Below are 17,663 nucleotides of genomic sequence, written 5' to 3'. Positions count from 1 at the left end.
CGTCGGACATGATGCTGGCGCCCTTTCAGCGTCTCGGCGGGCGGCCGTTGGAATCGGGCCGGCTGAGGCCGAGTTCCTGCTCGTGCTGGGCATAGGCGCGCACGATCTTGGTGACCAGCGAATGGCGCACCACGTCCTTTTCCGAGAAGCGCACGAAGGAAATGCCTTCGATGCCTTCGAGGATGTCGAGCGCATGGCGCAGGCCGGAGGGCACGCCGATCGGCAGGTCGATCTGCGACAGATCGCCGGTCACCGCCAGGCGCGAATTCTCGCCCAGGCGCGTGAGCAGCATCTTCATCTGCACCGGCGAGGTGTTCTGCGCCTCGTCGAGGATGACGAAGGCGTTCGACAGCGTGCGCCCGCGCATGAAGGCCAGCGGCGCCACTTCGATCTCGCCGCTTTCCAGGCCCTTCACCACCCGCTCGGGCGGCAGCATGTCGTAGAGCGCATCGTATAGCGGGCGCAGATAGGGATCGATCTTCTCGCGCATGTCGCCGGGCAGGAAGCCGAGCCGCTCGCCGGCCTCGACGGCGGGGCGCGAGAGGATGATGCGGTCGACGCGGCCTTCCAGCAGCATCGAGACCGCCATCGCCACCGCCAGATAGGTCTTGCCGGTGCCGGCCGGGCCGAGGCCGAAGACCAGCTCGTGCCGGCTCAGCTCGGCGAGATACTGCTTCTGGGTCGGCGAACGCGGGATGATCAGGCGCTTGGTGGTGCGCACCGCGCCCTCGGGCAGCGGCTTGTCACCGGGTGCGGCGCCGCGCTCGCGGGCCTTGGCCGTCATCGGTGCGTTCATCGGACCTCCCTGGGTCTGCGGGCTTGCCGCCGGGCTCTTTTCCGCCTGCGCCATGCGGATGGCGCCGTCGACATCGCCCATCTCGATCATGCGGCCGCCTTCGAGCCGGCCGTAAAGCTCGGTCAGCACCTGGCGGGCATTGGCCTGGCTGGCTTCCGGGCCGTTGATCATCAGCCGGTTGCCGCGCGGCGTCACCGAGACGCCGAGCTGCTGCTCGATGCGGGCGAGATGGCGGTCATGCTCGCCGAACAGAAGCGCCACCAGGCGGTTGTCGTCGAATTCCAGGACGGTCGGTTGACCGGCAGGCTCCGGTCCGCGCGCATCGCTCACAGGCATCGGCCTTTCAGGTTTCGGCACGTCTTTGCGTCGCGCCCGCGTCACGCCGCCTCGCGCTGGCCGGCGATCTCGCCGGACAGGGAATTCGCGGAAGCCCCGGTGACCGTCACCAGGGCGCGATCGCCGATCTCCAATCCCGGCTCGTTCACCACGACGGATTGCATGTAGGGCGAACGGCCGAGCAGCTGGCCGGCATGCTTGCCGGGCCGGTCGAACAGCACCTCGAGTTCGCGGCCGAGCGATGCCTTGTTGAAGGCAGTGGCCTGTTCCTGCAGCAGGGCCTGCAGCGCGTAGAGCCGCTCGCTGCTGACGGCATCGCTCACCTGATTGGGCATCAGGCTGCCGGGCGTGCCGGGCCGCGCGCTGTATTTGAACGAATAGGCCGAGGCAAAGCCGACGTCGCGCACCAGCTGCAGGGTCGCTTCGAAATCCCTGTCGCTCTCGCCGGGAAAGCCGGTGATGAAATCCGAACTGAGCGCGATATCCGGCCGCGCCGCGCGCAGCTTTTCCACGATGCGCAGATAATCTTCGGCGCGATGGCCGCGGTTCATCGCGCGCAGGATGCTGTCCGAGCCCGACTGCACCGGCAGATGCAGGAAGGGCATCAGGCCCGGCAATTCGCCATGCGCCGCGATCAGATCGTCGTCCATCTCGCGCGGATGCGAGGTGGTATAGCGCCAGCGCAGATCCGGGTGCCGCTCGTTGAGTTCGCGCAGCAGCCGGCCGAGCGACCATGTCGCGCCGTCCGGCCCCTCGCCATGCCAGGCATTGACGTTCTGGCCCAGCAGCGCGATCTCGCGCGCGCCGGCGGCGATCAGCCGCTCGGCCTCGGCGATCACGGCGGCGGCGGGGCGCGAGTATTCGGCGCCGCGCGTATAGGGCACGACGCAGAAGGTGCAGAACTTGTCGCAGCCTTCCTGGATGGCGAGGAAGCCGACCGGGCCGGGCGGCGTCGCCACCTGTTCGGGCAGATGGTCGAATTTCGATTCGACCGGGAATTCGGTATCCAAAATGCCGCGGCCCCTGCCGGTCTTCTTGGCGCGGCTGCGCTCGGCCTGGGCCAGCAATTCGGGCAGGCGGTGATAGGCCTGCGGCCCGACCACCAGATCGACGAAGGGGGCGCGGGCGATGATCTCCTCGCCCTCGGCCTGGGCGACGCAGCCGGCCACGGCGATGGTCACCTCGCCGCCGGCCTGCCGGGCTTCCTGCTTGCGCAGGCGCCACTGGCCGAGCTCGGAAAACACCTTCTCGGCGGCCTTTTCGCGGATATGGCAGGTATTGATGATCACCATGTCGGCGTCATCGGGCGTCTCGGTCTTGGCGTATCCCAGGGGTGCCAGCACGTCCGCCATGCGGGCGGAATCGTAGACGTTCATCTGGCAGCCGTAAGTCTTGATGAACAGCTTCTTGGCCAAGTCCGAATTTCAGCGGGGCAGCCATGCCGCAAACGACCGGCCGGATGCCCCAGACGCTCCTTATGACGAAGGTAAACCGATGACCCCAAGGTAAGCGTGCCGCCTGGCTAAATCAAGCGGCGCAAACGGGCAGGCCGCGCCGGACGGCGGATTCTTCGTATGAAGATCAAGGACTTAGAATGGCCGGTGAACGGCCCGTGCGAGCAGGCCGGGCGTGCTGCGGCGCTTGTTGCGAGCCAATTGCAGCCCATTCCGGCCAATAGCCGGCCAATGCGGCGCCAGTTCGGTGCCAATAGGCTGCCGGTTCGATGCCGGTTCGACGCCGACGGAATGCCGGGCAGAGGCCGATCCGATCCGGCATCATCGTCATGCCCCGCCCGGCCCAGGCAGGCCCAATTTCGACCGTTCGTGACCATTGGTGCCCGCTGGCGACCGCTATTGACGGTTTGGGACCGTTTTGGACCGCCAGCGACCGGTGATGACCGCTGCAGATCGCGGGGTCCTCCGGCGGCGGCGCCCGGCCTGTGACGCCATGACCTGGCCGCGCCGTCCATGGACCGCCGGGCCGGTCTCTCCGATGCACAATGTTCGACAACGATCGCCGACGGGCCCGGGCCGGAGGCGCCGGTCCTGGATTATATAAAGTACATCATGTAGGAATAAATGCCAATCCTGGCCGGCGGCCGGATCACCAGTCGCGGCATCGCAAGAAGCGGGAAGCCAGCGGCGCGGCCGCGGGTTATATCCGGAGCATGACCGCACATGCGCCATTGCAACACGCTGACGCCGCGACCGCCACCGGCCTCTCCCTCGACCGGCCGGCCCTCGACTGGGCCGCTCTGGATTGGTTCGGCATCGAGGCGGCGCTGAACGAGCATGGCTGCGCCACCACCGGCCCGCTGCTGAGCGCGGCGGAATGCCGTGCGCTCGCGGCCATGTATGACGACGAGGCGCGTTTCCGCAGCCGCGTGGCGATGGCGCGGCATGGCTTCGGCCGCGGCGAATATAAATACTTCGCCTATCCGTTGCCGCCGCCGATCGCCGCATTGCGCGCCGCGCTCTATCCGCCCCTGGCTGCCATCGCCAACCGCTGGAACGCGCTGCTCGGCCTCAATGCGCGCTATCCCGAGCGTCACGAGGCCTATCTGAAGCAATGCCATGCCGCCGGGCAGGTACGGCCGACGCCGCTGCTGCTGCGCTACGGGCCGGGCGATTACAATTGCCTGCATCAGGATCTGTACGGCGACGAGGTCTTCCCGCTGCAGGTCGCCATCCTGCTGTCCGCGCCGGGGGCGGATTTCACCGGCGGCGCCTTCGTGCTGACCGAGCAGCGCCCGCGCATGCAGTCGCGCGCCGAGGTGGTGCCGCTGCGCCAGGGCGAGGGCGTGATCTTCCCGGTGCATCACCGGCCCATGAAAGGCACGCGCGGCATCTATCGGGTGACGATGCGCCACGGCGTCAGCCGGCTCGTCAGCGGCCAGCGCCATACCCTCGGCATCATCTTCCACGACGCGCGCTGACAGGGCAGGGCGCACTGACGGGGCGGGCGCGCCGCCCGCCAATGCGCTAGGGAATCTTAAAGATTCGCGCCGCTATGCTGCGCCTTTGACCGAGGCATGCATGGCGCCCTCCCCCATCCAGCCGGACGCAGCGGCCGACGCCCTGCAAGCGGCAACCGAGCTGCACCGCGCGGGCCGCTTCGACGAGGCGGCGGCGCTGTATGAGACCGTCCTGGCGGCATGGCCCGACCATGCCGAGGCGCTGTCCCTGCTCGGCCTTCTGCATAGCCAGCGGGGCCGTCATGCCGATGCCTATCCGCTGCTCAAACGCGCGATGGCGCTCGCGCCGTCGCCGAAGCTGTCGCTCGCCCTGGCCACCTGCCTGTACCGGCTCGGGCGCGCCAAGGACGCCCTGCCTCATTTCGACCGGGCGCTGCAGGCGATGCCGGATCAAGTCGAGGCGCGCAAGGGCCGCGCCGCGGCGCTGTTCGATGCCGGCCGCTATGCCGAAGCCTTGGCCGATTTCGACATGGCCGCCGCCGCGCAAGCCCTGTCGCTCGACATGCAGATCAGCCGGCTGTTCGCCGCCGGCATGCTGTGCCGCTGGCAAGGCGACGAGGACGGCGCGCTCGCCGCCGCGCTGCGGGCCGCGCCGCCCGGAAAATCGGTCAGCCCCTTCCCGCTCACCTTCTTCATCGACGATCCGGCATTGCTGAACGACTGGAACGGGCGCCGCGCCGCGCATCTGATCGAGCGGCGCCGGCGGGCCGGGCCGCAGCCGCTGCGGGCGGAAAAACTGCCGCAGGTCCGGCCCAGGCCTGCGGCGGAAGAGACGCGCCGGCTGCGCATCGGCTATCTCAGCGACGACCTGCGCGGCCATGCCGTCGGCCATATCATGGCGGACCTGTTCGATTGCCACGACCGCCGCCGCTTCGATGTGCTGGTGCTGTCCACCGCGCGCGACGACAACAGCGACATCCGCCGGCGCTACGCCGCCATGGACGGCTTCGTCGATCTGCACGGGCTGAACCGCAGCGAGCTGGAAACGGCGATCCGCCGGGCGGAACTCGACATCCTGATCGACCTGCAGGGCCACACCATCGGCTCGTTCTGCGATCTGCTGTCGCAGCGGCTGGTGCCGCTGCAGCTCGACTGGATCGGCTATCCGGGCAGCATCGGCGGCGGCTTCATCGATTACATCATCGCCGATCCCTTCGTGATCCCGGCCGGCGCCGAAGGCTGCTATGCCGAAAAGATCATCCGGCTGCCGCATTGCTATCAGCCGAACAACCGCCAGCGCGCGATCGCCCGGCCGCTGCCGCGCCGCGACTACGGCCTGCCGGACGAGGCGATGGTGTTCTGCTGCTTCAACCGGCCGGTCAAGATCCGGCCAAAGCTGTTTGCCGCCTGGATGGAAATCCTGCGCGCCGTGCCGCATGGCGTTCTGTGGCTTTATGCGCCTTATCCGGAAACCGCCGCCAATCTGCGCCGGGAAGCCGAAAAGCACGGCCTCGATCCGGCCCGGCTGCATTTCGCCGCCGGCCTGCCGCAGGATCAGTATCTCGCGCGCTATCAGGCCGCCGACCTGGTGCTGGACACCTATCCATACGGTTCGCATTCCACCGCCAGCGACAGTCTGTGGGCCGGCTGTCCGCTGCTGACGCTGGCGGGCGCAAGCTTCCAGTCGCGCGTCGCCGGCAGCATCCTGCATGCAATCGGCCTGCCCGAACTCGCCGCCGCCAGCCTGAACGACTACATCGCCACGGCGATCCGGCTGGGCAACGACCGCGCCGCGCTTGCCGCCCTGCGCCGGCGCCTGCATGACAACCGTCTGACAATGCCGTTATTCGACACGCCGCGCATCGCCCGCAATCTGGAAGCCGCCTACGAGGCGATCTGGGCGCGGCATCGCCGGGGCCTGCCGCCGGAGCATATCGCGCTGCCGCCGCTCTAGACCGCCCGCGCATCCGAGGATGGAACCTATCCATCCGTGGTGCCTTTCTGCGTCATGTGAGCATGCAAAAGGGAAGGACCATGCCCCCGGTGGTCGGCATCATCGGCTCCTATGGCGGCCTCAATCTCGGCGATGAGGCTATCCTCGCCTCGCTTGTCAGCCAGTTGCGCGCGCTCGAACCCGCCGTCGAGATCGTGGTGTTTTCGCGCAATGCCGAACATACCAGGGCGCGGCACGACGTCGAGCGCACGATCAACGCGCGCACCGCGCTGCGCGAGCAGGTGCTGCCGGAAATCCGGCGGCTCGACATCCTGCTGCTCGGCGGCGGCGGCATCCTCTACGACACGGAGGCGCGGGTCTATCTGCGCGAGGTGCAGATCGCCCATGAGCTGGGCGTCCCGACCTTCGCCTATGCCGTCGGCATCGGCCCCTTGAGCGACGCGGAGGAGCGCGCGGCGGTGCGCGACGGGCTGAACCGCATGGCCGGCATCACCGTGCGCGAGGTCAGCGCCAAGCGGCTCTGCCAGGAGATCGGCGTCTCGGTGCCGGTCGAGGTCACCGCCGATCCGGTGCTGCTGCTCGAACCGCTGCCGTTTACCGACGCGATGCTCGGCCGCGAAAGCATCCCGGCCGGGCGGCCGCTGATCGGCTTTTCGGTGCGCGAGCGCGGCGGCGCGGCGCCCGGCCTGGAAGGCGCGCGCTATCACGAGGTGGTGGCCGAGATCGCCGATTTCTGCGTGCAGCGCTACGATGCCGACGCGGTCTTCGTGCCGATGGAGAAGGTCGACCGCAACGAGATCCATCAGGTGATCGCCCTGATGGAGCAGTCGGGCAACGCCCATGTGCTGCGCGGCGACTATCATCCGCGCGAGATCATGGGCCTGGTCGGCCGCTTCGCCTTCGCCGCCGGATTGCGGCTGCATTTCCTCATCTTCGCCGCCCGCACCGGCACGCCCTTCGTCGCCCTGCCCTATGCCTCGAAGGTGAAGGACCTGGTCTCCAGCCTCGGCATCCGCGATTCGATGCAGCTCGGCGAGCACGGCACGGGCAGCTTCCTCGCCGCGCTCGACCGTATGTGGGACGACCGCGGCAGCCATCTGGCCCGCGTCGCCGAGCGCCTGCCGGCGCTGGAGCAGCTTGCGCGCCGCACGCCGCTGCATGCCCTCGGCATCATCGGCCGCGGCCCGGGCGCCGACTCGATGCCCTCGATCCAGACGGGAGAAGATCTTGCCAACCCTCCATTGTCCTTCTGACGCCGAGACGGTGACGCTGCGGCCGCGCCAGGCGCGCGTCGTCGCCGACTGCGACGTGCTGGTCGCCGGCGGCGGCCCCGCCGGCATGGCGGCGGCGATGGGCGCGGCCTGGGCCGGCGCCGACGTGCTGCTGGCCGAGCGCTTCGGCTTCCTCGGCGGCAATCCGACCGTCGCCCTGGTCAATCCGCTGATGTCCTGGCATACGCAGCGCGCGGCGCCGCAGCAGGCCGATCCGGCCCGGCTGCTGCCGCAGGATCACGGCGCCGGTGATCCGGTGGTGGCCGGCGCGCTGGACGTGTTCCTGCGCAACCTGCTGAAGGCGCAGGGCGCGCTGCCGCCGACGGAAGCGACCGGCTATACCGTTCCGTTCGATCCGGAGATCTACAAGACCGTGGCGCTGGAGACGCTGGAAGAGGCCGGCGTGCGCATCCTGCTGCATGCCTTCGCCAACGATGTCTGGCGCAACGAGGAGGGCGCAAGCTGCGGCGTGGTCTTCGAAAGCAAGAGCGGGCCGCTGCTGATCCGCGCCGGATGCATCGTCGATTGCTCCGGCGACGGCGATCTGGCGGCGAAAGCCGGCGCGGAATTCCAGATCGGACGCGAGAGCGATCATCTGGTGCAGCCGATGACCCTGATGTTCCGCATCGTCGATTTCGACCGCGCGGCGTTCACGGAATATATCCGGGCGCATCCCGACCAGTGGCGCGGCGTGCATGGCCTGTGGGACCTGGTCGAACAGGCGACGCGCGAGGGCGAACTCGACCTGCCGCGCGAGGACATTCTGTTCTTCGCCACGCCGCATCCGCGCGAGCTGTCGGTCAACTCGACCCGCGTGACCGGCGCGCTGGGCACGGATGTGTTCGACCTGTCGCGCGCCGAGGGCGAGGCGCGCCGGCAGATGACGCAGATCATGCGGTTCCTGCGCCAATACGTGCCGGGTTTCCGGGATGCCTATGTGGCGCAGAGCGGCACGCAGATCGGCGTGCGCGAGACGCGCCGCATCCTCGGCGACTACACGCTGAATGCCGACGACGTGCTGGGCGCGCGCAAGTTCGACGACGCCATCGCCCGCTCGAGCTATCCGATCGACATCCACAATCCGCAGGGCGCCGGCACCGTGCTGCGCCGCCTGCCGCCCGGCGCGTATTACGAGGTGCCGCTGCGCTGCCTGCTGCCCCGGCATGTCGACACCATGCTGGTCGCCGGCCGCTGCATCAGCGGCACGCATGAGGCGCATTCGAGCTATCGGGTGACCCCCACGGCGATGGCGACCGGCCAGGCCGCCGGCGTCTGCGCCGCTTTCGCCGCCCGCGATGCGCGGCCGCCGCGCGCCATCGCCGCGCGCCGCGTGCGCGACGAATTGCGCCGCCAGGGCGCGATCGTCTAGGGCTGGCCGGTATTGCCGTTGTCGGCGGTATTGCCGTTGTCGCCGTTCGCGAGGCCGTCGATCGACGGGCCCTGCGCCGGCGGCCTGGGTCCGGCGAAGACCTGCGGCGGCGTGCGGCGCCCGGGCGCGCGGCCGGCATTGATGTCGCTGAGGCCTTCCAGCACGCGCTGATGGCACCAGGCGGCCAGGCCCTTGCGCGAGGCGAATTCGGCCATGGTGACCGGCTGGTGGAATTCGACCACCGCCTCGCTGGGGCCGGATTTCAGGAAGCGCCACAGATGCGGCACCAGATCCTCGTCGCCGACCCAGGCGAAGATGCGCATCCAGCGCCGGCCGACCGGCATGTGATTGAGCCGGCAATAGCCGAGGCTGACCGGCTGCACGATCGGCAGGCGGCCGCGCACGGCCTGTTCGGCGACGCCGAAGAAGGCGGACTTGAAATTGTGGATGCGCAGCCCGTCCGAGGAGGTGCCTTCCGGGAAGAGGATCAGGCTGTCGCCGGCCTCCAGCCGCTCGACGATCTCGTCGCGATGCGCGGCGGTGCGGTGGCGGTTGTTGCGGTCGACGAAGACGGTGCGCTGCAGCCGCGCCAGCGTGCCGAAGAAGGGCCAGTCGGCGACCTCGCGCTTGGCGATGAAACTGGCCGGCAGCGCCGCCGACAGCGCGACGATGTCGAGCCAGGAGATGTGGTTGCTGACGAACAGCACCGGCCCGGCCGTCGAGGGCTCGCCCAGCTTGCGGATTTTCAGCCGCAGCAGCCAGGCGACGCTGCGGTGATAGAGATGCGGCAAAAGGCGCATCCACGGGCTGCCGATCTTGATCAGCAGCATCTGCACCGGAATCAGCAGCAGCGTCCACGCCATGAAGAGGACGAGCGTGGCGATCGCCCGGGCGGTCATCATCGGCCAGCCATCACAGCTTATCGGTCACGGGCGATCCTGGTCCGGCCTGGTCTGCGGGCAGCGGGTTCAACTCTTGCTCTTCTTGCGCTCGCCGCCGTCGCCCAGCGGCACGGCAAAGAGTTCGAGCCGGTGATCGACCAGCTTGTAGCCGAGCCGGGCGGCGATCTTCTCCTGCAGGGCTTCGAGTTCGGGATCGTTGAACTCGATGATCTTGCCGCTGCGGGTGTCGATCAGGTGGTCGTGATGCGATTCCGGCATCTCCTCGTAGCGCGCGCGGCCATCGCCGAGATCAAGGCGGCTGAGAATGCCGTTCTCCTCGAACATGCGCACGGTGCGATAGACCGTGGCGATCGAGATGCGCGGGTCGATCGCGGCGGCGCGGTGATGCAGTTCCTCGACATCGGGATGATCGTCGGCGGCGCTGAGCACGCGGGCGATCACGCGCCGCTGGTCGGTCATGCGCATGCCGAGCTGTTCGCAAAGCTGTTCGAGGCGGCTGCTCATGCGCCGGGATCCTCTCTGTCAATCCATCCTGACCGGCGACGTATCCCAGTATGGCCGGTCAGGCAAGACCCAGCGCCGCCTACCGGGTCCTCCCCGGCTGCCGTCACCGGCCGCGACGGCGCCCCCTGCCGAGGCCGATCTTCTTCGCCAAGACCTGACGATGCAAGGCATAATTCGGTGCCACCATCGGATAATCCGGCGGCAGGCCCCAGCGCTCGCGGTACTGCTCCGGGGTCAGATTGTAATGGCTCATCAGATGCCGCTTGAGCATCTTCAGCTTCTTGCCGTCTTCCAGGCAGACGATGTAATCGGGGGTGACGGATTTCTTCACCGAGACGGCCGGCGCCGGCCGTTCCGCCAGCTTCGGCGCCGCCGCGCCGGCGCGGCCGTCGATGCCGGCCAGCGTGCCGTAGACATTGCGGATCAGGCCGGGCAGATCGCCGGCATCCAGCCGGTTGTTGGAGACATGGGCGGCGACGATCTCGGCCGTCAGCGCCAGCAGTTCCGACTTGTCGGCGGTATCGCCCATCACCGATGCCCTTTCCCGGTCCGGCAGAAAAACGGCCAAGTATTATTCGGCCGCCGCAAGTATATTTCAAAGTATTTCGGTTAATCCAGTAAATTGCCGCGAAACATTTTGCGACCGTCAATTTGCCGGGGCAACCGGTATTTTCATGACAATCGCATTTCTTCGCGGCCGGGCGGCTTTTTCCGCGCCGCCATCCGGGCCGGGCGGCAGCGGCTCGTAATAGCCCGGGCGGCGGCCGACCTCCCGGAAGCCGAGCCGGTCATACAGCGCCCGGGCCGGCGCATTGTCCTCGGCGACCTCGAGGAAGCAGGCGGCGACGCCCTGCCGCGCCAGCGCCTGCAGGCCGGCCTGCATCAGCGCCTGGCCGACGCCGAGCCGCTGCAGCCGGGGCCGCACCGCCAGCGTGATCACCTCGGCCTCGTCGGCGGCGCGGCGCAGCAGCAGGAAGCCGGCCGGCTGATCGCCGCTGCGCGCGATCAGGCAGAAGGTGCCGGGCATTTCCAGCAGCGTCGTCATCTGCCCGGCGGTCCAGACCTCGCCGACCGCCTGGCCATGCGCCTTGCCGAAGGCGTCGTCATGCAGCTCGGCCAGGGCGGCGGCGCTGTCCGGGCCGCCCGGCGCGATGGCGATGGCGAGCCGGGCGCGCGGCTGCGCCGTCTTCGGCAAGGCCGCGTCGGGCGGGCGGATGTAAAGCGGCGCCGGCGGCCGTTTCGGCGCCGGCTGCTGCTTTGCCTGCGTCAGCGCGAGCCGGGCGACGATCGCCGGATCGGGATCGGGAGCGGCCGGCGACAGCACGATGTCGTCCCGTCCCGCCGCATCGCGCAGCAGCGCACTGCCGCTGCCGACCAGCGTCACCGGCCCGGCCGGCAATTGCGCGGCGGCATCGTCAAGGCGCAGCAGGCGCGGCTCGCTCAGGGCGGCGCCGAGGCCATGCGCGGCCGGGGCGAAGCCATGGATATAGACCTCGCCGCGGCGCGCATCGATTACGGCGACGACGGCGCGGCCCGGGCCAGCCGCCGCCATCGCCAGGGCTTCTGTGGTGGTGACGCCCCAGACCGGCCGGTTCAGCGCCAGGCCGAGCGCGCGCGCCGTGGCCAGCGCCGTGCGGATGCCGGTGAACGAGCCCGGCCCGATGGTCGCCGCGATGCCGTCCAGTTCGATCAGGCCGATGCGCGCTGCCGCGCGGGTCTCTTCCAGCACGGGCAGCAGCCGCTCGGCATTGCCCTTGCCGCCGGGCGAGACGGTCCTGGCCAGCAGCCGGCCATCCTCGACGATGGCGACCGAGCAGGCGTTCAGCGCGGTATCGAGCGCCAGCAGCTTCACGGCGTCGCCCCGCAATGATAGGAGGAAGCGGCCATTGTCCTGCCGGGGCCCGCCGCATGAGGCTGATTGACATCACGCCGCCCGCTTTCGAGGTGCTGCTCGACCTGCGCTATGCCGGCGCCGACAATTTCACCGGCGCGCCGATCTATCGCCGCGCCGCCTGCTATCTGAACGAAGAGGCCGCCGGGCTGCTGCAGCGCGCGATCGCCCTCGCCGCGCAGATGGACCTGCGGCTGAAAATCTTCGACGCTTTCCGCCCCACCGAGGCGGCCTGGGCTCTGTGGCATCATACGCCCGATCCGAATTTCCTCGCCGATCCGCGCAAGGGCTCGCCGCATTCGCGCGGCGCGGCCGTCGATCTCACCCTCGTCGATGCGGCCGGCCGCGAACTCGACATGGGCACCGGCTTCGACGATTTCACGCCGCGCGCCTTCCACGGCGCGCTCGACATCGCGCCGGAGCAGCAGCGCAACCGCGCCCTGCTGCTCGGGATCATGACCGCCGCCGGCTGGGACTTCTACCGCAATGAATGGTGGCATTACCAGTTGTTCCAGCCGCGCCGCTTTCCGCTGCTGTCGGATGAAGCCGCCGGCACCGGGATGATGTGACCCTCACGCGCCATGCCCGGCCACCCAGCGGGCCGCGGCATCGAACTCGGCCTTGTCCTGCAGGACGGCGGCGATCCTTTCGCCCAGCACCGGGCCGAACTTGAAGCCATGCCCCGAGGTGCCGCACAGCGCCAGCGCGCGCGGGCCCAGGCGGCGCAGCTGAAAGCGTTCGTCCGCCTCGACATCGTAGAAGCAGGTCTTGGCCTGCGCGACGCGATAGCGTTCCAGGCCGGCGATGCGATGGCGCGCATTGGCGAGAATCGCGTCGATCTCGTCCTGCCGCGGCAGGCGTTCGCCGCCGGGATCGGCGGTCGGCCCGAAACGGTGATCGCCGATCTTCAGGCCGGTGCGCATGCCGTCGCGGGTGATGCGCGGCGGCACCAGGTAGAAGCCCTTGGCCTCGCCGATTTCGAGCAGCATCGGCGCGGCATGCCAGGCGGCGGCCAGCTCGGCCGGCGGCGTCAGATACACCACCACCTGGCGCGAGGACCGCGAGAGCGGCGCAAGATCGGGCAGCAGCTGCGCCGTCCACGGCCCGGCGGCGACCAGAAGGCGGTCGGCCGCAAGCCGGCTGCCGTCGGCCAGGGTCACCGTCGCCGCGGCGGCGTCGATGGCGACCGCTTTCGCGCCGGTCAGCAGCGCGACCGCGCGCTCGCGCAGATGCGTGGTCAGCGCGGCGACAATCGCCTCGGCGAACAGCACGCCGCCGGACGGACAGTAATAGGCATCCGACAGATCGTCGCCGATCAGCATCGGATAGCGGCCGGCGACCATCTCGGCATCGAAGGCAAGATGCTCGACCTCCTCCGCCGCCAGGGCGATGCAGCTCTGCTTGGCCCAGGCATCGTTGGCGCCGCTCAGGATCAGCGTGCCGGTCTCGGCATAAAGCCGCATCCTGAGGTCGCTCCAGACCCGCTCCCAGGCATGATAGGCCTCGCGCACCATGCGCACATAGCCGCGCTGCGCGCCATAGGCGTAGCGGATCAGGCGATGCTGATCGACCGAGGAGCCGAGCGGATTGGGCAGCGGGCCCTGCTCGATCACGGTGACGTCGGCGCCGGCGCGCTTGAGCGCCCAGGCGGCGGAGAGGCCGACGATGCCGCCGCCGATCACCAGGGTTTTCATGCCGCCCTGCCTTCCACCACCATCTCGGCGGCGGCAAGGTCTTCCAGCGCCGTGCCGACCGATTTGAACAGGGTGATCTCCCGATCGCCGCGCCGCCCCGCGGCCTGGTTGCGGCACAGGTCGAAGAGATCGCCGCGGATGTCGTCCGGCTTGAGCAGGCCGCTGTGCAGCGGCTGCACCAGATCGCCGGCCTCCCTCATGGCGCCGGCGCGGGTGTCGACGAAGACGGCGGCGCGCGCGATCGCCGCGTCGTCGGCCTCGCGCATCTGCGGCGTGAAGCCGCCGACCAGATCGACATGGGTGCCGGATTTCAGCCAGTCGCCATGCACCAGCGGCGCGCGGCTGAGCGTCGCGCAGGAAATCGTGTCGGCGGCGCGCGTCGCCGTCTCCAGATCCTCGACCACCGCGATCGCCGCGTCGAGGTCGGTCAGCTTTTCGGCCATCGCCTCGGCGCGCGCGCGGTTGCGGTTCCAGATCTCGATGCGGCGATAGGCGCGCACGGCGCAATGCGCGCGGATCAGATGCGGCGCCAGCGATCCGGCGCCGACCATCAGCAGGGTCTGCGCGTCTGCGCGCGCCAGATGGCTCGCCGCCAGGGCGGAGGCGCAGGCGGTGCGCCGCAGGGTGAGCGCCACGCCGTCGATCACGGCCTTCGGCGCGCCGGTCCTGGCGTCGAACAGGACGTAAGTGCCGATCACCGAGGGCAGGCCGGCCTGCGGATTCTCCGGATAGACGCTGACCGCCTTGATGCCGATATGGCGGCCGGGCTGCCAGGCCGGCATGACCAGCAATGTGCCGCCCGCTTCGCTGCCCGGCACGTCGATATGGAAATGGCTGCGCAGCGGCACCTCGCCGCCGCGGCGGAACGCCGCGCGCAGCCGCTCGATCAGTCCGGCATAGGGCAGCGCGGCATGCACCCTCGCCGCTTCGATTACGCGCATCGTTGTCATCCGCCTGTTCCGGGCCGTTCGGACGATTCAGACAATCGGGGCCGGCGGTGCGGGACCGCCGCGATTCTGCATCGCCTGGATTTGCGCCTGCTGGATTTTCGCGTCCTGGGCTTTCGCCTCCTGGGCCTTCGCCCGCAGAAGCCTCTCGCGCCGCCGCGCCGCGCCCAGGCCGCTGAAGCGCCCGGCCAGCGCGCCGACCAGCAGGCCGGCGAAAAGCACCAGGAACACCAGAAGATAGAGCGGCAGTTCGAGGATGAAGGGCAGCGGATCGAGGCTGACGCCGACCGTCTGCCGGTTGGCCACCGCGAAGATGATCAGGATGATGAGAAGCAGGGCGCCGATGAGAACGCGCACAAAGCGCATGACGGCGCTCCCGGGCTTATTCGGCGTCGGCGGTTTGCTTCGCCGGCAGATTCAGCTTCTGGCGCAATTCCTTGCCGGTCTTGAAAAACGGCACGAATTTCTCCTGCACCTCGACGGCGGTGCCGGTGCGCGGATTGCGCCCGGTGCGCGCCGGCCGGCGTTTGACCGAAAAGGCCCCGAAACCGCGCAATTCGACCCGGTCGCCGCGCGCCAGCGCGGTGGCGATCTCGTCGAAGATGGTGCCGACGATCCGTTCGATGTCACGCTGTGTGAGATGTTGATTACGCTCGGCCAACCGGTTGATGAGCTCGGACTTGATCATTGGCTTTTCCCCTGCGCAGCAGTGGCGGCGGGTGCCCCCCTTGTGGATTTATTCAGGGTGCCAAAGTGAAACCAGCCCGTCAAGCTTAAGCCGTTCGGTTAAAAGGCTTTTTCCAAATAGCGCGGCGAAGGCGCGGCCGGTCAGGCCCTCCCAGCCCTCGCGCGGCGGCTCGGGCGGGATGTCCCGCAGCGGCAGGTCGGCGGGAATTCCCTTCTTTTCCGCGAGCCAATCGCGCGCGTCTTCAACTCCCCCGAGTGCATCGATCAGGCCGTTTTCCACGGCGGCGCGGCCGGTATAGACCCGGCCGTCGGCCAGCGCCACGACCCGCTCGCGCGGCATCTGGCGCCGCTCGGCGACCAGCCGGACGAACCAGTCATAGGTCTCCATCACCAGGCGCCGGATCTGCGCCCGGCCCTCGGGGCTGAGCGGCTTGACCGGCGAGGGCTGGTCCTTCAGGGGGCCGGAGGCGATGCTCTCGGCGCTGACCCCGAGCTTGGCCAGCAGGGCGGAGAATTCCGCCGTCTCGAACAGAACGCCGATCGAGCCGGTCAGCGAGCTTTCGCGGGCATAGATGCGATCGGCGGCGATCGCCGTCATATAGCCGGCCGAGGCGCCGAGCGTGCCGATCACCGCCACCACCGGCTTGCGCTCGGCCACCTTGCGGATCGCGGTGAACAGGGCCTCGCCGCCATAGGTGCTGCCGCCCGGCGAGTTGATGTAGAGGATCAGCGCCTTGACCCGGTCGTCGTCGGCCGCCTCGTGCAGCTTGTCCATCCACCAGTCGTTTTCATGGATGATGCCGGAAATCTCGAAGCGGGCGACATGGTCCTGCCGGCGCTCGATCACGTTGCCCGGATCGAGCCAGTATAGTCCGCCGATGACGGCGACGAGAATGGCGAGGACGGCGATCAGGCGCCAGAAATTGGCGCGGCGGGCGAGTTTGCGGCGTTCCAGCCAGGCGTCTGTGTCGAAGGCCATGGGCCACAACTTAAGCGGCGCCCCTGCGCTTGCCAAGGGATGGGCCGGCGGACTGGTCGCGAGATTAGGCCGGGAGATTGGCCGAGAGATTAAAGTGGCGGCGGCGGACATGCCCGAACGATCGTCACCCTCGGATTCGATCCGAGGGTCCAGCGGTGCCGACGCGCCGCCACCCGGAAACGCTTATGACGCGGCAATGCCGCATGGACCCTCGGGGCAGGCCCGAGGGTGACGATCTTTGTGAACGGGCCTGGTTCGCACAAGGCGTACCGGACCGCGATTGCCCGCATTGTCCTCATTGCATGCGCGCGGCGGGCGGCCTAAGCAGGCGGCGAAACCGTTCCCTCCCTGGTCGTCATCATGCAAACCCTGCTGCTGTATCTCGGCATCGTCATCATCTGGGGCACCACCTGGCTGCCGGTGAAGCTGCAGCTCGGCGTGGTCGCGCCGGAAGTCTCGGTCGCCTACCGCTTCTGGCTGGCCGCCGCCCTGCTGTTCGCCTGGTGCCTGATCCGCCGCCTGCCGCTGCGCTTCAGCCTTAGCCAGCATCGCGGCATCGCGCTGCTGGGCCTGTGCTTCTTCTCGACCAATTTCGTGCTGATCTACCACGGCAGCAACTTCCTGCCGTCCGGCCTGGTCGCCGTCGTCTTCTCGATGATGGTGGTGATGAACATCGTCAACGGCGTCATCTTTCTCGGCCGGCCGTTCGACCGCCGGGTCGCGCTCGGCGCCGCCTTCGGCCTTGCCGGCATCAGCACGATCTTCTGGACCGACATCGTCGCCTTCGATCCCTCCAGCGGTGCCAGCCTGGGCCTGCTGCTCTGCCTGCTCGGCACCTATTCGGCCTCGCTGGGCAACATCGCCTCGGCGAAGAACCAGGCGAAGGGCCTGCCGGTGCTGCAGGTCAATGCCTGGGGCATGGCCTATGGCGCCCTTTTCGTCACGCTGTTCGCGCTGATCGCCGGCCGGCCTTTCGGCTTCGATGCCGCGCCGGTCTATGCCGGCTCGCTGCTCTATCTGGCCGTGGTCGGCTCGATCCTCGGCTTCGGCTGCTACCTGACCCTGCTCGGCCGGATCGGCCCGGAGCGGGCCGCCTATTCCTCGGTGCTCTATCCGATCGTCGCGCTGGCGATTTCGACCGTCGCCGAGGATTACCACTGGACGCCGCGCGTCTTCGCCGGCCTGGCGCTCATCCTGCTGGGCAACCTGCTGGTGCTGGCGCGCAGGCTGCCGCGGCTGCGCGCCGCCCGCAGCGCCTGATCGGCAACGGCCGAGCGCGCGCTAGGGTGTGTCGTCAATTGTATGAGAGGATGGCGGCGGCGAGCTTTGTGGCTGCTGCGAAATGGTCGGCTCGTTTGTCGTAGCGGGTGGCGATGGCTCGGAACTGCTTGAGGCGGCAGAAGAAGCGCTCGATGCGGT

The 17,663-nt window shown here is 68.8% G+C and carries 17 protein-coding genes and 1 pseudogene; 6 read left to right on the top strand and 12 right to left on the bottom strand.

Annotated features, from left to right (window positions below):
- Window positions 1–25: 25 nt before the first annotated feature.
- Complete coding sequence (locus VF194_RS03525) at window positions 26–1,132, bottom strand: PhoH family protein (protein ID WP_330888087.1); 1,107 nt, start codon at window positions 1,130–1,132, stop codon at window positions 26–28.
- A 41-nt stretch (window positions 1,133–1,173) separates the two neighbouring features.
- Window positions 1,174–2,547, bottom strand: a complete 1,374-nt coding sequence (gene miaB, locus VF194_RS03520) for a tRNA (N6-isopentenyl adenosine(37)-C2)-methylthiotransferase MiaB (protein ID WP_330888085.1) — start codon at window positions 2,545–2,547, stop codon at window positions 1,174–1,176.
- 770 nt (window positions 2,548–3,317) lie between these two features.
- On the opposite strand from miaB, the gene VF194_RS03515 reads away from it, so the two are divergent.
- The 4 genes from VF194_RS03515 (at window position 3,318) to VF194_RS03500 (ending at window position 8,640) form a co-directional block, all read left to right on the top strand.
- Window positions 3,318–4,067, top strand: coding sequence for a 2OG-Fe(II) oxygenase (locus tag VF194_RS03515; RefSeq protein ID WP_330888083.1), 750 nt, complete (start codon window positions 3,318–3,320; stop codon window positions 4,065–4,067).
- Window positions 4,068–4,167: 100 nt separating this feature from the next.
- Window positions 4,168–6,000 carry a tetratricopeptide repeat protein gene (locus VF194_RS03510; protein ID WP_330888081.1) on the top strand — a complete coding sequence of 611 codons (1,833 nt, stop codon included), beginning with the start codon at window positions 4,168–4,170 and terminating at the stop codon, window positions 5,998–6,000.
- 80 nt (window positions 6,001–6,080) lie between these two features.
- Window positions 6,081–7,253 (top strand): polysaccharide pyruvyl transferase family protein, encoded by a 1,173-nt coding sequence (locus VF194_RS03505; RefSeq protein ID WP_330888079.1) that lies wholly within the window; start codon window positions 6,081–6,083, stop codon window positions 7,251–7,253.
- On the top strand, window positions 7,228–8,640 hold the full coding sequence (locus VF194_RS03500) for an FAD-dependent oxidoreductase (RefSeq protein WP_330888077.1): 1,413 nt from the start codon (window positions 7,228–7,230) through the stop codon (window positions 8,638–8,640). The genes VF194_RS03505 and VF194_RS03500 overlap by 26 nt, the downstream gene beginning before the upstream one ends.
- On the opposite strand, the gene VF194_RS03495 is transcribed toward VF194_RS03500, so the two are convergent.
- From VF194_RS03495 to tsaB, 4 genes are all read right to left on the bottom strand, one after another.
- A complete protein-coding gene (locus VF194_RS03495) occupies window positions 8,637–9,542 on the bottom strand; it encodes a 1-acyl-sn-glycerol-3-phosphate acyltransferase (RefSeq protein ID WP_330888075.1) in 906 nt (301 codons plus the stop codon). The genes VF194_RS03500 and VF194_RS03495 overlap by 4 nt on opposite strands.
- 66 nt (window positions 9,543–9,608) lie before the next feature.
- On the bottom strand, window positions 9,609–10,046 hold the full coding sequence (locus tag VF194_RS03490) for a Fur family transcriptional regulator (RefSeq protein ID WP_330888073.1): 438 nt from the start codon (window positions 10,044–10,046) through the stop codon (window positions 9,609–9,611).
- 103 nt (window positions 10,047–10,149) lie between these two features.
- Window positions 10,150–10,575, bottom strand: coding sequence for a MucR family transcriptional regulator (locus tag VF194_RS03485; protein ID WP_330888071.1), 426 nt, complete (start codon window positions 10,573–10,575; stop codon window positions 10,150–10,152).
- 117 nt (window positions 10,576–10,692) lie between these two features.
- A complete protein-coding gene (tsaB, locus tag VF194_RS03480) occupies window positions 10,693–11,898 on the bottom strand; it encodes a tRNA (adenosine(37)-N6)-threonylcarbamoyltransferase complex dimerization subunit type 1 TsaB (protein ID WP_330888069.1) in 1,206 nt (401 codons plus the stop codon).
- 56 nt (window positions 11,899–11,954) lie between these two features.
- Between tsaB and ddpX the strand changes: the two genes are divergently transcribed.
- The gene (gene ddpX / locus VF194_RS03475; RefSeq protein ID WP_330888067.1) at window positions 11,955–12,506 is read left to right on the top strand and encodes a D-alanyl-D-alanine dipeptidase; all 552 of its coding nucleotides are present in this window, start codon (window positions 11,955–11,957) and stop codon (window positions 12,504–12,506) included.
- Between the two features lie 3 nt (window positions 12,507–12,509).
- On the opposite strand, the gene VF194_RS03470 is transcribed toward ddpX, so the two are convergent.
- The 5 genes from VF194_RS03470 to sppA are packed head-to-tail and all read right to left on the bottom strand — an operon-like array spanning window position 12,510 to window position 16,244.
- The gene (locus tag VF194_RS03470) at window positions 12,510–13,631 is read right to left on the bottom strand and encodes an FAD-dependent oxidoreductase (protein ID WP_330888065.1); all 1,122 of its coding nucleotides are present in this window, start codon (window positions 13,629–13,631) and stop codon (window positions 12,510–12,512) included.
- Window positions 13,628–14,572, bottom strand: coding sequence for an ornithine cyclodeaminase family protein (locus tag VF194_RS03465; protein WP_330888063.1), 945 nt, complete (start codon window positions 14,570–14,572; stop codon window positions 13,628–13,630). The genes VF194_RS03470 and VF194_RS03465 overlap by 4 nt, the downstream gene beginning before the upstream one ends.
- A 36-nt stretch (window positions 14,573–14,608) precedes the next feature.
- The gene (locus tag VF194_RS03460) at window positions 14,609–14,944 is read right to left on the bottom strand and encodes a lipopolysaccharide assembly protein LapA domain-containing protein (RefSeq protein WP_330888061.1); all 336 of its coding nucleotides are present in this window, start codon (window positions 14,942–14,944) and stop codon (window positions 14,609–14,611) included.
- Window positions 14,945–14,960: 16 nt separating this feature from the next.
- Window positions 14,961–15,266 (bottom strand): integration host factor subunit beta, encoded by a 306-nt coding sequence (gene ihfB, locus VF194_RS03455; protein WP_330888059.1) that lies wholly within the window; start codon window positions 15,264–15,266, stop codon window positions 14,961–14,963.
- A gap of 48 nt (window positions 15,267–15,314) precedes the next feature.
- Window positions 15,315–16,244, bottom strand: a complete 930-nt coding sequence (gene sppA / locus VF194_RS03450) for a signal peptide peptidase SppA (RefSeq protein WP_330888057.1) — start codon at window positions 16,242–16,244, stop codon at window positions 15,315–15,317.
- 360 nt (window positions 16,245–16,604) lie between these two features.
- Here sppA and VF194_RS03445 point away from each other — a divergent pair, with 360 nt between their 5' ends.
- On the top strand, window positions 16,605–17,504 hold the full coding sequence (locus VF194_RS03445; protein WP_330888055.1) for a DMT family transporter: 900 nt from the start codon (window positions 16,605–16,607) through the stop codon (window positions 17,502–17,504).
- Between the two features lie 34 nt (window positions 17,505–17,538).
- On the opposite strand, the pseudogene VF194_RS03440 reads toward VF194_RS03445, so the two are convergent.
- A pseudogene (locus tag VF194_RS03440) lies at window positions 17,539–17,663 on the bottom strand (IS5/IS1182 family transposase); the annotation flags it as partial.

Source organism: Ferrovibrio sp. (assembly GCF_036381655.1).
In the GTDB taxonomy this organism is placed as follows: domain Bacteria; phylum Pseudomonadota; class Alphaproteobacteria; order Ferrovibrionales; family Ferrovibrionaceae; genus Ferrovibrio.
This window is presented reverse-complemented; position numbering and strand designations above follow the sequence as displayed.

What these genes read in the sequence shown, in the direction of transcription:
- VF194_RS03465 (WP_330888063.1), bottom strand. Translation starts at nt 14,572, where the DNA reads ATGCGCGTAATCGAAGCGGCGAGGGTGCATGCCGCGCTGCCCTATGCC.
- VF194_RS03510 (WP_330888081.1), top strand. Translation starts at nt 4,168, where the DNA reads ATGGCGCCCTCCCCCATCCAGCCGGACGCAGCGGCCGACGCCCTGCAA.
- VF194_RS03495 (WP_330888075.1), bottom strand. Translation starts at nt 9,542, where the DNA reads ATGATGACCGCCCGGGCGATCGCCACGCTCGTCCTCTTCATGGCGTGG.
- VF194_RS03470 (WP_330888065.1), bottom strand. Translation starts at nt 13,631, where the DNA reads ATGAAAACCCTGGTGATCGGCGGCGGCATCGTCGGCCTCTCCGCCGCC.
- sppA (WP_330888057.1), bottom strand. Translation starts at nt 16,244, where the DNA reads ATGGCCTTCGACACAGACGCCTGGCTGGAACGCCGCAAACTCGCCCGC.
- VF194_RS03525 (WP_330888087.1), bottom strand. Translation starts at nt 1,132, where the DNA reads ATGCCTGTGAGCGATGCGCGCGGACCGGAGCCTGCCGGTCAACCGACC.
- VF194_RS03445 (WP_330888055.1), top strand. Translation starts at nt 16,605, where the DNA reads ATGCAAACCCTGCTGCTGTATCTCGGCATCGTCATCATCTGGGGCACC.
- ddpX (WP_330888067.1), top strand. Translation starts at nt 11,955, where the DNA reads ATGAGGCTGATTGACATCACGCCGCCCGCTTTCGAGGTGCTGCTCGAC.
- VF194_RS03485 (WP_330888071.1), bottom strand. Translation starts at nt 10,575, where the DNA reads ATGGGCGATACCGCCGACAAGTCGGAACTGCTGGCGCTGACGGCCGAG.
- ihfB (WP_330888059.1), bottom strand. Translation starts at nt 15,266, where the DNA reads ATGATCAAGTCCGAGCTCATCAACCGGTTGGCCGAGCGTAATCAACAT.
- VF194_RS03460 (WP_330888061.1), bottom strand. Translation starts at nt 14,944, where the DNA reads ATGCGCTTTGTGCGCGTTCTCATCGGCGCCCTGCTTCTCATCATCCTG.
- VF194_RS03505 (WP_330888079.1), top strand. Translation starts at nt 6,081, where the DNA reads ATGCCCCCGGTGGTCGGCATCATCGGCTCCTATGGCGGCCTCAATCTC.
- VF194_RS03490 (WP_330888073.1), bottom strand. Translation starts at nt 10,046, where the DNA reads ATGAGCAGCCGCCTCGAACAGCTTTGCGAACAGCTCGGCATGCGCATG.